This is a genomic window from Haematobacter sp. (assembly GCF_032102465.1).
Classification (GTDB): Bacteria; Pseudomonadota; Alphaproteobacteria; order Rhodobacterales; family Rhodobacteraceae; genus Haematobacter.
Map to the genome: position 1 here is coordinate 1 of NZ_DAMDHB010000030.1, position 12548 is coordinate 12548.

The window sequence follows — 12548 nt, forward strand, 5'->3', positions numbered from 1 at the left end:
CGCTCTGGCGCGCGTTCCGCGTCGGCGCTCCGGGCGACACGGCAGAGGCTCTGGCCCGGACGGCATGGGCGGCGCGGCGTCTCTCCGCCCCGCCCGCGCGGGGGGTGACGGAGCACCTCGGACCGGACCCGCGCCTCGATACGCTGCCGGAGGAGGTGGAGGCGGAGCTTGCGGCCATCGCCGCCCTCCATCCGGTGGTCAGGGGATGTGCGGCCTATCATCTGTGGCAGGGGCTGGACGAACGCCCGTGGCCGCTGCGGCGTGCGGAGGCGGCGGTAATCGGCGCGCGGATCGCGGCGGAGGGTCAGGGCGCGTCGTTGGCCTTCCTGCCGCTCGCACTGGCGGGCCCGTCGGCGCTGGTGGCGAACGGCTCGGTGGAGCGGAGGCTCGCCCGCTGGGTGGAGGCCGCGCATCAGTCGGTGCTGGTGGGGCTCCTCACGCTCGACCGGCTGATGGCCTGGCAGGAGCGGGCGACGGGGGCGATCCACGATCTGTCAGGGCGCACTCCCCCGCGCCTGCTGGACACCTTCCTGCGCCATCCCATGGTTTCCGTTCCTCTGGCCGAGCGGGAAACGGGGTCCTCCCGCGCGGCGGCACAGCGGAACATCGACACTTTCGCGCAGCGGGGACTTGTGCGCGAAGTGACGGGGCACGCCCGTTTCCGTGTCTGGGCGCTGGCGGATCAGGGGTGATCCTGCCCGGCCGTTCGGGTCGGCAGAGCCTGCGCTGCTTCGTTACCGGGTTGCCGTCATATCCACCGGACGACGTAAGCCCCGGACCGTAGGCACCGCAATGCCGCACCGAAATCAGGGCTATGCAGGCAGCGGGAGCCACTTCCCGGCAGATTGCTGAAAAAGGCTTTTTGGCCTGTGTTGGAGCGGAAATCGTTCGCAATCTGAGCAAAGCCAGCCGGAAATCCATAGACTTCCGGACGTTTCCGAGCCGATTTTCCGATTTCCGGCACATAGGCATGAAGCGTCAGGACTTTTCCGCAGCCTGTGAAAGCTCCGCAACGTCATGCCCACGCTCCGGAAATAGGGACGTCGGCCCCGGAATGACCCGAAACGTACAGGCTCCCGGCTGGATTGCGTCGGATTGGGCCAATTTCGCCCCAACGCAGACCTGACTGCCCGGCTTACGTCGAAAGATGGGAAATCGGTCCCCCACGAGCCAAAACCTGCGGTTTCCGGGTGTTCTCCAGCGCTGGAGGACGTCTCCGCCGCAGGGCAACCCCGGACCGCTTTTTCAGCCGGCAGCCAGAAGCTGTTTCCGGCAGCCGGCTAGGCGAGTGCGGTGAAGCGGGAAAGGCGTGTGGCAAGATCGGCGATTGCTTCCCCGGCCTCCGCGATGGCGGGGGGGGTTGCCTCCTCCGTGGTCATGGACAGGGCCACACCGGCAACCGGCAGGCCCGCGCGATTCAGCACAGCGGCACCGATGCAGGTCATGCCGGCGCGCACCTGACCGTTGTCCACGGAAAAACCGTCCTGCCGCACGCGGGCGATCTCAGCGTCCAGCCCGGCACGATCCCGCACGCTGGCGGGCGTGAGGGGCGGCGGAAAATCAGCGGTCAGCGTGGCGCGGGTTTCGGGTGGAAGATATGCCAGCATCGCCTTGCCGGTGGCGGTAAAGACGGCGGGCAGCCGCATACCCATGCGGAAGGTGACGCCGAGCGGCGCGGTGGAGTTCCGGCAGGAGGTATAGACCACCTCGGCCCCGATCAGACTGCTCAAGGTGATCGTGTGCCGCTCAAGGGCGGGGATCGCGCCGATCAGTCGATTGAACTCCTGCGCCATGTCGCTTTGGTCAAGCGCCGCGCCCGCCCATTTCAGCACATGCGCCCCGATCGTGTAGCGCCCCCGCTCCTCGTTCAGGAGGCCAAGCGCGGTGAGCGTGGCGAGCAGGCCATGGAGGGAGCTTTTCGGCAGGGCGAGGGCGCGGCCGATCTCTGCCTGCGCGGGCGGTTCTGGGGCTTCGGAGACATAGTCCAGAATGGCCTGCGCCCGCTCCACCGCGGGAACGAGGCGTGGTTCCGCCGCCGTCATCCCGCTCCTCCGCCAAGCCGGTCGGCAAGGAAAATGCCAGCCGCCTCTGCCAGCCGCCGCCCGGTCGCGACCTTTCCCGCGGCGGTGAACAGGCCGTGCGCATGGCGGGGCAGGTGGTGATGCTCAACCTCCGCGCCGTGGAGCGCGAGCCGTCCGGCATAGGCCACGCCCTCCTCCGCCAGCGGATCATGGCCGCAGGTCACGATGAAATGCGGCGCGCGGGAGGGATCGGCCGCCAGCAGCGGCGACAGGCGAGGGTCGGACAGATCCGCTTCCCCGGCGTAGTGGCCGCGGAACCATTCCATCGACCGGACGGAGAGCGGCACCCCCTGCGTCAACCGTCCCCAGGTGGCGCCGCGCAGGTCCGTTACGGGATACAGCAGCACGACCGCGGCAGGCTCCGTCGCGGAGGTATTCGCCAGCACCGCGGCAAGGTTGCCGCCCGCGCTGTCCCCTGCCAGCGCGATGCGCCCCGCGTCGATATCCAGCGTCTCGGCCTGATCGCGGAGCCAGCGAAGGCCGGCCTCGGCATCCTCAAGCGGCGTGGGAAAAGGGTGTTCGGGCGCAAGGCGGTAATCCACGGCGAACACGGCCGCCCCGGACGCTTGCGCCAGAAACCGGCAGAGCGGGTCGTGAGAGGCCAGCCCGCCGATAACCCAGCCGCCGCCATGCAGGAACAGGATGGCAGGCAACCGGCCCGCCGAAGGGCGATACTCCCGGATGGCGATGCGCCCCCCTGGCGTGTCGCCCGGCACTTCGATGCTATGGTCGCGCACCGTTGCCAGCGGCTCCGTCTGCAGGCCGTTCGCCGCGCCGGTCAGGTCGTAATTCGCGCGCGCTTCCGCCAGCGGAACGGTCTGAAAGGAGATCTCTCCCGCCTTGCGGAAGGCGCGGATCAGCGGGCGCTGATCCTCCGCCACATCGGCCAGCGGCAGCAGCGCTTCGGAGGCGTCCATCGTCATCTCCACGCGTAGTCGTCCGCGTTCCACTCCGCGGCGCGACGATATTGGTCCACCGTGCCGGACCAGTTGTTGATGACCTTTCCGGCGGCGTTCTTGTACCAGCTCGAACAGCCGGAGGAGAAGGCGGAGCTTGCCATATCGGCCTGCATCCTTTCGTTGAACCTGTCGAACACCTCCGCATGGACGGCAGCCGCGGCCCCGCGGGCCTCCGTCTCCCTGATGGCGCGGAGCACGTAATCCTGCTGGATCTCCAGCATGGTGATGATCGAATTGTGGTTCAGGTTGGTGTTCGGCCCATAGATCATGAACATGTTCGGAAAACCCGGCACCGTCATGCCGAGATAGGCCTCCGCCCCGTCCGCCCAGACGTCGGACAGGCTCGCGCCATCCTCCCCCTTGACGATCAGGTCGCCGTGAAACGCCTGACTGGCGAAACCCGTGCCGAAGATGACCACGTCGAAGGGAAGAACCGTCCCGTCCGCCGTCTCGATGCCGTCTTCGGTGAAGCGCGCGATGCGGCGGGTTTCCAGCGCCACGTTCTCCCGGCAGAGCGCGGGGAAGAAGTCGTCCGACCGCAGGATCCGCTTGCAGCCGAACTCGTAATCCGGCGTCAGTTTCGCGCGCAGATCCGGGTCCGCCACCTGCTTCTCCAGATGCTCCTGGGCGAGGCGGATGCCCTCCGCCTGCGCTTCCGATCCCACCTGCGTGCGCGAGAAGCCGTTCTCGCGGAAGGCATGGAGATGCGCGCGAGAGGCGTCGAACAGCGCGGGATCAGCCTCATAGGCGTCAAGCTGCGCGGGGTCGAACACGATCTGGTTGCGCGGCATGATCCAGTTGGCGGTGCGTTGGAACACCGTCAGCTGGCCGACTTCCGGCGCGATCTCCGGCACGTATTGCACAGCCGAGGCGGCATTGCCGACGGAGGCCACGCGCCTGCCCGCGAGCGGCACGTTCCCGTCCCACTCCGCGGAATGGAACGTCTCGCCCCGGAAGCTCTCCAGCCCCTCGAACGCCGGAATCGCGGGTTTGTTGAGTTGCCCCCAGGCGGTGACGAACACCTCCGCCGTGTAGCGCGCGCCGCCCCGCACAGCAAAGCGCCATAGCCGCGCCGCACCGTCCCACTCGGCGCTGAGGATCTCGCTGTCGAAGCGGATATGGTCGCGCAGGCCGTATTCCTCCGCCAGCCGCCCCATGTAGCCCAGCAGCTCCTCCCGCCCGGCATACATCCGGCTCACGCGGAGATGCGGAAAGAAGGAGTAGCAGTAGAGATGGGCCTCCGTATCGCAGGCGGCACCCGGATAGGCGTTTTCGCGCCATACGCCGCCGATGTCCCCCGCGCGTTCGAGGATGACGAAATCCTCATCCCCCGCGCGGACCAGCTGCGCGCCCATGCCGAGCCCGCCGAAGCCCGCGCCGAGGATCAGGGTGCGGACATGCGTGGCCCCCGCCATCAGAACGCCTCCTGATACAGGCGGAGCGCATCGGCCTCCGTCACCTCCACCGGATTGTTGATGAGCAGGCGCTGCTGCAACATAGCGTCGGAGGCGAGCATGGGCAGGCTTTCCTCCGTCACCTTCACGGCGCGCAGTTGCCGGGGCGCGCCGGAGCGGTCCATCAGCGTCAGCATGTGATCGACGAAAGCCGTGGCGCGGGCCTGTGTCCCCTCCTCAGAAGGCGGCAGCAGCGCATCGGCCAGCTCCGCATAGAGAGGCGCGGCTGCGGTGGCGTTGAAGCGCAGCACCGGCCCCAGCATCAGCGCATTCGAAAGCCCGTGGGGGATGTGGTAATGCCCGCCCAGCGGATAGGCCAGCGCATGGACCGCCGCCACGGGCGCATTGGCAAACGCCTGTCCGGCAAGGTTCGCGCCGAGCAGCATCGCCTCCCGCGCCTCGCGGTTGGTGCCGTCCTGACAGGCGGCGACGAGGTTGTCCGACAGCAGCTTCAGCGCCGCCCGCGCCAGCACGTCCGACACGGGGTTCTTCTTGTGGCGGCTGGTATAGGCTTCGATCGCGTGGACCATCGCGTCGATCCCGGTCGCCGCGGTGTGGAGCGGCGGCAGACCCACGGTCAGCTCCGCGTCGAGGATCACCTTGTCGGCGTAGAGCTGATCGGCCACGACGCCCATCTTCGTCGTCTCGCCGGTCGTCAGGATGGTGATGTTCGTCACCTCCGAGCCGGTTCCGGCGGTCGTCGGGATTTGGACGAGCGGCAGACGCCCGCCCGTCACCTTGCCGATGCCGTAAAGCTCCTTCAGCGGCTGGTCGGACGTGACGAGCACGGCGGCGAGCTTGGCGATATCCATGGACGAGCCGCCGCCCAGACCGATCACCACGTCGCTTCCCGCCGCGCGGGCCTTTTCCACGCAGGTCAGCAGGACCGCCTCCGGCGGATCGGCCACAACGTCGTCAAAGACGGTGACGGCGAAACCCGCTGCCTCCAGCGAGGCGAGCGCGGGGGCAAGCACGCCCGCCTGATGGAGCCCCTTGTCGGTCACGATGAAGGCGCTCCGCGCCGGGAACCAGCCCGCGAGGATCTCCCCCAGCCGGGCGGCGGCGCCCCACGCGACCAGCATCGAACCGGGTGTGTTGAACGTGAATGGTGTCATTGTCCCCTCCGCAATCCTGAGGCGGGCCACGGCCCGCCCGCTCCCCGGCGCTCAGACGGCCGAGCAGATGTATTTCATCTCGACATATTCCTCGATGCCGAACTTCGATCCTTCCCGGCCGAGACCGGACTGCTTCACCCCGCCGAAGGGAGCGACCTCGTTGGAGATGAGGCCGGTGTTGTGCCCGACGATGCCGTAGTCTAGCGCCTCCGCCACCCGGATCGAGCGGGCGAAATCCTTCGTGAAGAAATAGGAGGCGAGGCCGAAGATCGTGTCATTGGCCATGCGGATCGCCTCCTCCTCCGTGTCGAACGGGAAAAGCGGCGCGACGGGGCCAAAGGTCTCCTCCCGCGCGACGACCATCTCCGGCGTCACGCCGGTGACCACGGCGGGAGAGATGAACAGCCCGCCCAGACGTTCGCCCCCGGTGACGACCTTGCCGCCCTTCGCCCGCGCATCGGCAAGATGCTCCTCCACCTTTTCAATGGCGGCGGGTTCGATCAGCGGGCCGAGGACGACGCCCTCCTCCGTACCGGGGCCGACCTTCATCTTCTCCACCTTCGCCACCAGCCGCCGGGTGAACTCCTCATACACGCCGCGCTGGACGAGGATGCGGTTGGCGCAGACGCAGGTCTGCCCGGCATTGCGGTATTTGGAGGCGATGGTCCCTTCCACCGCCTGATCGAGATCGGCATCGTCAAAGACGATGAGCGGCGCGTTGCCGCCAAGCTCCAGCGACAGCTTCTTGATCGTCGGCGCGCATTGCGCCATCAGCGTGCGCCCCACTTCGGTCGAGCCGGTGAAGGAGAGCTTCCGCACCGTCTCCGATCCCGTCAAGACCTTGCCGATCACGCTGCTCTTGCCGGTGATGACCTGAAGCACGCCCTTCGGGATGCCTGCCTCCTCCGCCAGAACGGCAAGCGCCAGCGCGGTGAGCGGCGTGAGGTCGGCGGGGCGCACGATCATCGTGCAACCGGCGGCGAGCGCGGGGCCGACCTTGCGCGTGATCATCGCGGCGGGGAAGTTCCACGGCGTGATGGCGGCGGTAACGCCGATGGGCTGACGGATGACGGTGATGCGCTTGTCGGCCTGCGGGGCGGGGATCGTGTCGCCATAGACGCGCTTGGCCTCCTCCGCGAACCACTCGATGAAGGAGGCGGCATAGACGATTTCGCCCTTGGCCTCCGCCAGCGGCTTGCCCTGTTCCGATGTCAGGATGAGCGCGAGATCATCCGCATTCGCGATGATGAGGTCGAACCATTTGCGGAGGATCTGGCTGCGGTCCTTGGCGGCGCGTTTCGACCACGGGCCGAAGGCGCGGTCGGCGGCCGCGATCGCCTCCTCCGTCTCCGCCTCGCCCAGACGCGGAACCCGGCCGACGACATCGCCGGTCGCCGGGTTGGTGACGTCGAGCCATTCGCCCGACCGCCCCTCCACCCACGCGCCATCGACATAAGCGGCGGATTTCAGCAGGGCGGAATTGTTGAGTTTCATGGCGTGCTTCCCCGGATGTTCAGTATATTGAACTATGTTCAGAAATCTGCCGGGTACGGCGGCATATGTCAACCCGGAAAACCGCGGGGGGATGATCCCCCGGGCTCCGCCTCACGCCGCCGGAAGAGGGGTCAGTCGTCCACCCCGACCATCACGTCGGACGCCTTGACGACAGCGGCAGCGGCGCTCCCCACCGTCAGGCCGAGTTCCGCAACCGCTTCATTGGTGATGGAGGCGGTGATGACGCTGCCGCCACCGATGTCGATCCGCACATGGCTGGTCACCGCGCCCTTGACGATGTCAACCACCTTGCCCTTGAGAACATTGCGCGCACTGAGTTTCATTCGTTCCTCCTCTCGGCATTTGCCATAACCGATGATCCTGTTTCGCGCCCCCGGCCGTCAAGAGAAACGCCGTGGCCGTTGACGGGAACACCCTTGGGAAACGGGGCGCAGCGGTGCGGTGAAGCGGGCTGGCTCGAAGGGCCGGACGCCGTCTCCAGCCGCGAGGCATGGGTATCGCGCGGCAACATTTCCGCAACGCATCCTTATAGGCGGGAGGCTCCCGCCCGCATCGACTTGCTCGACATCATCGTCCATGCGGCGGTGCTGGCCAGGTCTGTTGCGCGGTCAGACCACGCCGCCCGACCCTGCTTCGCGCGGCCGGTGTGACCCGCCTGATCCACGCCCGATCTACGTTGGAGGAGGGCAGGCCGCTATCCTTCGGCGGGCATGTTGCCGCCTGACAGCGGATGGAGGAAAGATCCCGACATCAACGCATCTGCCTGCAGCAAGGACGTGTTGTTCCGGTGATCGTCTGAACCGCGATGGCTATGTACGCGACCTGTGGCGTTCCATTGGGAGGGAGCGGCTGACCCTTGCCACTCCGGCCGATGCGCGGTTCCTGCGCCATCCCGAAGCCGCGATGCCCTTCCTCTTGCAACGGTTTGGACGAAAGCCTGCTCGCCATGGCCATCGATCCGGTCCGTCATCATGCCATGGGGAGGCATCTCCAACCGGAGCGCCGTTAGCTCAGGGCGGGCGTGTACCCTGCACCACAGGCCATGAGGCGCAAGCTGATGAAAGCGAACCGGGGCCCGGGCTGCTGAAAAGCCGGACATTGACCTGCCCTTGCGTCGGATGCCGGAAAACCGGTTCGGGCATGCGCCGAAACTGCGGTTTCCGGGGCGCGGTTCAGGATGTGGAAAAGCCTCCCGGGTGCCCTCGGAGTGCTTTTTTGCAGCCTGTTGATGAGCGGAGCGCCGGGACTGGAGGCTGCGGTGCAAACGAGGCTGGGGTGCAACCAAGGCGGCCGCTGCAGGATGGCAACACTTTGGCTCTTGCTCGCGCCGTCAATCCGCCGTGGGCGCAGGGCACGAAGCGTAGCGGCGGAAGCGGCTAATCCCTCCTGCACCCGGACCCCCTTTCCCGGGATCAAGACGCTCCCGCCGCGCCCTTCCGCCAGTAGGCGGTGACGAAATGTGTCTCGCGCGGATGGTTCAGAACGGTGCGGAGATGGCTGCGGAGCGTGCGGAAGGCGGCGAATTCCAGCCCGGCCCAGACATAGGTTTCCGGCGGGACAGACAGCGTTTTCAGCGCTGCCACCAAAGCTGCACCGGGCGGGCCGTCGCGGAGAACCCAGTGCAGCTCCACCCCGCCGGGGTGACGGAGGGTCTGCCGCTCCGCCGCATCCGACACTTCGATGACGGCGTGGCCCTGCATGTCCGGGGCGGCTTCCTCCAGCGCGCGGGCGATGGCGGGCAGGGCGGTCTCATCTCCCGCAAGCAGCACGTGGCCTTCCCGCGGGATGCCACCGCCGCCGGGGCCGACCAGCGCCAGCCGCTCCCCCACCCGCGCCGCGGCGGCAAAGGCCGAACCGGGACCGGCGTCGTCATGCAGAACGAAGTCGATCTCCATCCACCCTGCCGCCGGGTCGATGCGGCGGATGGTATATTTGCGCACGACCCCGTTGCCGAAGGTGAACCGCCCCTCGGCATCGAAATGGGGCCAGACGGGGGCTTCATCCGCCGGCGGCAGCAGCAGCTTGCAGTGCAGCGCCGACAGGTCGGCGAAGCGCAGCAGGTCCGGCCCGGACAGGCGGAGGCGGCGCATGGCGGGGGTGATGTCCTCGATCCCCACGATCTCCATCTGCCGGAAGTTGGGCGGCACCGTCGTCGCGGGGAGGCCCCAGTCCACCTTCGGGCCGCCGAACTCCGCCAGATGTTCGCCAAGGTCGAGCCGCATCTCATGGGCGAGGGAGGCATCCGCGCCCCATGCCTCCATCCTGAGCATGTCCGCCGCCACGGTGACGGTGGCGCGGCGGAGGCCGAAGTCGATGCGCCAGACCCCTTCCGCCGTCTCCACCCGTGCGCCATGGCCGCCCAGATGCTCCGCGATCAGCCGGGCGAGGGCAGGGGCCTCCGGGGTGGTGACGCAGGCGGTGGTGGTCATCTCAGGCATGGTCATGTTCTCCAATCAGTCGCCGGATGCGCAGGGCGCCCCGGTCCAGTTCCGCCTCCACGCCCCAGACTCGGGCGAAGATATCGGGGGTCAGGACGGTCTCCGTCGCGCCCTCGGCGGCCAGTCGTCCGCTTTCCAGCACCGCCACACGCTCCGCCCATGCGGCGGCAAGCGGGATGTCATGCAGCACGACGACGATCCGCCGCCCGTCCCGCGCGATCTCGGCCAGAAGCTGCATGACGCGGTGCTGATGGGCGATGTCGAGCATGCTCGTCGGCTCGTCCAGCAGGAGGAGCGGCGCGTCTCCGGCCAGCGCGGGGGCAAGGCCCGCCATTTGCCGCTGCCCGCCCGAGAGCCTGTCCAGCCGGTCGAGCGCCAGCCCCCCCGCTCCCAGCCGGTCGAGCGCGGTGAGCGCCGCTTCCGCCGCGCGGTCACGCGACAGGCCCGGACGGGCTGCGCGGATCGCGGCGACGGAGGCTTCCAGCACGGTCAGTCCCACGCCGGAGGGCAGCATCTGCGGCACGAAAGCCACCTTGCGCGCCCGGTCGCGCGGCGAAAGGGCCAGCAGGTCCACGCTGTCCAGCCGGACCTCTCCCCGTGCGGGCAGAAGCCCGGCGATGGCGCGGAGCGCGGTGGATTTCCCCGCCCCGTTCGGCCCCAGCAATGCGGTGATGCCGCCGCCCGCCGTCTCGGAGAGGGACAGATCGTGCAGCACCGGACGACCGGGATAGCCTGACGTCAGATGGCGGACGGCAAAGCTCATCGCGCCACCCGGGCGATCAGGACGAAGAACACCGGCAGCCCGATCAGCGAGGTGACGATCCCCACCGGCAACAGCACGCCGGGGATCAGCGTCTTGGCTGCGGCGGAGGCGAGAGAGACGAGCAGCGCCCCGATCAGCAGGCTCGCGGGCAGGAAATGGCGGTGATCCTCGCCCACCGTCAGCCGCGCGAGATGCGGAGCGACGAGACCCACGAAGCCGATGGTGCCCGCCGTGGCCACCGCCGCCGCCGCCAGAAGACTGATGCGGAGGAGCGCCATGAACCGCAGCCGCCCGGGATCGACACCGAGGCTCGCCGCCCGCTCCGCCCCGAGGCGCAGCACGGTGAGCCGGGAGGACGCAGCAAGGGAGAACGGCACGGCGATGACCAGCGCCCCCGCCATCAACGCCACCCGGCGGCCATCGGCCTGCGCCAGATCGCCCATGCCCCAGAGCGCGAACTGCTTCAACGCCTCTGCCGGGGCCACGAACTGCACCAGCGCCAGAAGCGCGTTGAAGGTGAAGACCAGCGCGATGCCGAACAGCACCAGCAGCGCCGCATTTCCCTCTCTCCCCCGCACCAGCAGTTGCAGCAGTGCGATGGACAGGGCGGCCGCGACGAAGGCATTGCCCGCGACGGCAAGGTCGGGCGGGAGCCCCGGCAGGGCCAGCCCGAACACGATCGCCAGCGCCGCGCCGAAGCCGGCCGCGGCCGATACGCCCAGCGTGAAGGGGCTGGCGAGCGGATTGTCCAGCACCGTCTGCATCTCCGCCCCCGCCAGCGCGAGCCCCGCGCCCACCAAGAGCGCCAGCACGGCGACGGGCAGGCGGAGTTTCCACACGATGGTCATGGTCGCGGGAGAGAGCGTGGTATCCCCGCTGAGCGCACGCCAGAGGTCACTGATGCTCAACCCCGCAGGGCCGGTGCAGAGGTCCAGCACGAAGGCCCCCGCCACTGCCACTGCCAGCACAGCCAGAAACCCGGTGCGCCGCCGTTCTGCCGCGCGGTGGCGGGAAAGCCGGATATCTGTCGTCGCCGTCATGGGTCTGCTTGTTCCGTTCTCACTCCGCCGCGTCGATCCACAGCGCCCCGGTGAGCGGGGCGGCAAGGAAGCGCGCGTTGATCTCGGCCAGAGTGGCGGCGGGGTCAAGGTCGGGGAACAACTCGGGGTGAATCCAGCGGGCCAGCGCCTCGATGGCGACCATGTTGATGGCGGAGATGGTCAGCCCGTGCCAGATGCCGTGCAGCCGCTGCGTGGCAAAGGCGGGCGTCTCCGCGATCCCGGTGCGGGAGGCGGCGGCGCGCAGCCCCTGCCGCGCCGTCTCTGCATCCGCGCCCGGCCCGACGACCAGCCCCCCCGCCGCCGCCAGATAGCTGCCGCCCGTGGCGATATAGACCTGCGGCGCGCGGGCGATGACATATTCCGCCGACAGAGGCCCCGCCATGCCGGGGATGACCTCGGCCCCGATGTTCTCACCCCCCGCGAAATCGACGAAATCCCCGATGCCTTCGCCCTTGCCGGGGGACAGGCAGCAGGTTCCGCGCCCGGCATGGGCTTCCAGCAGCACGGGGGGGCGGTTGCTTTCGGGCAGGTCCGCCAGCCGCGCGCTGATCCGGGCGATCCGCGCGTCGGCAAAGGCGGCATAGGCGCGCGCCTGCTCCTCCCGCCCGATGAGCTGACCCAGCCGGAGGAGGCCGGCATGCGGCTCCTCTGCCCGGATGGTGGGGGTGAGCGCCAGCACGGCCACGGAAATGCCCGCGGACTCCAGCACCCGGATCATCGTGGGAGAGCGGTTGTAGAACGGGTCCAGCACCACCAGATCGGGGGAAAGCGCGATCAGCCCCTCCACCGAACCGCCCGCCGCCGGATCGCCGATATCCGGCACCGCCGCGAGGGCAGGGAGCGCCGCCTCCATCTCCGCCCGCGCGCCCGCATCGAGCCGCGCCGCGTTCCAGCCCGCCAGACGTGCGGCCGGATCGGGGTCGATCAGCGCGAGCGCGATGAACCCCATCCCGTCGGTCAGCACGATCCTTTGTGCCGGGTGGGCCAGCGTCACCTGCCGTCCGGCATCGTCCGTGATGGCCACCTCCGCGCCGGCGGGCCACGGCAGCAGGGCCATCAGGCAGACCGCCGCCCATATCCCGGCACGGGCGGTTGTCATGGCCGTCACCCGCGCCGCCATCCCCCGCGCCACCCATGACCGGCGTCCCGCCTGCTGGGGATG

The 12548-nt window shown here is 68.8% G+C and carries 11 protein-coding genes; 1 reads left to right on the forward strand and 10 read right to left on the reverse strand.

Annotation, left to right across the window (positions count from 1 at the left end):
• A partial coding sequence (locus RT513_RS15840) for a helix-turn-helix domain-containing protein (RefSeq protein ID WP_290690013.1) occupies positions 1-692 on the forward strand: 692 nt, incomplete at its 5' end.
• A gap of 588 nt (positions 693-1280) precedes the next feature.
• Here RT513_RS15840 and RT513_RS15845 read toward each other — a convergent pair.
• The 10 genes from RT513_RS15845 to RT513_RS15890 all read right to left on the reverse strand — a co-directional run.
• Complete coding sequence (locus tag RT513_RS15845) at positions 1281-2042, reverse strand: IclR family transcriptional regulator (protein WP_290690014.1); 762 nt, start codon at positions 2040-2042, stop codon at positions 1281-1283.
• Entirely contained in the window at positions 2039-2998 is a 960-nt protein-coding gene (locus RT513_RS15850) for an alpha/beta hydrolase (RefSeq protein ID WP_290690016.1), read from the reverse strand. The genes RT513_RS15845 and RT513_RS15850 overlap by 4 nt, the downstream gene beginning before the upstream one ends.
• A 2-nt stretch (positions 2999-3000) precedes the next feature.
• A complete protein-coding gene (locus tag RT513_RS15855) occupies positions 3001-4455 on the reverse strand; it encodes a flavin-containing monooxygenase (protein WP_290690017.1) in 1455 nt (484 codons plus the stop codon).
• Entirely contained in the window at positions 4455-5609 is a 1155-nt protein-coding gene (locus RT513_RS15860; RefSeq protein WP_290690018.1) for an iron-containing alcohol dehydrogenase, read from the reverse strand. The genes RT513_RS15855 and RT513_RS15860 overlap by 1 nt, the downstream gene beginning before the upstream one ends.
• A 51-nt stretch (positions 5610-5660) precedes the next feature.
• Entirely contained in the window at positions 5661-7103 is a 1443-nt protein-coding gene (locus RT513_RS15865) for an NAD-dependent succinate-semialdehyde dehydrogenase (protein WP_290690019.1), read from the reverse strand.
• Between the two features lie 131 nt (positions 7104-7234).
• Entirely contained in the window at positions 7235-7447 is a 213-nt protein-coding gene (locus RT513_RS15870; protein ID WP_088215608.1) for a TOBE domain-containing protein, read from the reverse strand.
• A 1089-nt stretch (positions 7448-8536) separates the two neighbouring features.
• The gene (locus tag RT513_RS15875; RefSeq protein WP_290690020.1) at positions 8537-9562 is read right to left on the reverse strand and encodes a siderophore-interacting protein; all 1026 of its coding nucleotides are present in this window, start codon (positions 9560-9562) and stop codon (positions 8537-8539) included.
• Positions 9555-10325: an ABC transporter ATP-binding protein gene (locus tag RT513_RS15880; protein WP_290690021.1), complete on the reverse strand. Its 771-nt coding sequence runs from the start codon at positions 10323-10325 to the stop codon at positions 9555-9557. The genes RT513_RS15875 and RT513_RS15880 overlap by 8 nt, the downstream gene beginning before the upstream one ends.
• Entirely contained in the window at positions 10322-11365 is a 1044-nt protein-coding gene (locus RT513_RS15885; RefSeq protein ID WP_290690022.1) for an iron ABC transporter permease, read from the reverse strand. Before RT513_RS15885 ends, RT513_RS15880 begins: the two co-directional genes overlap by 4 nt.
• A gap of 19 nt (positions 11366-11384) precedes the next feature.
• Positions 11385-12548 (reverse strand): ABC transporter substrate-binding protein (locus tag RT513_RS15890; protein WP_313534148.1); only part of this gene is annotated, 1164 nt, incomplete at its 5' end.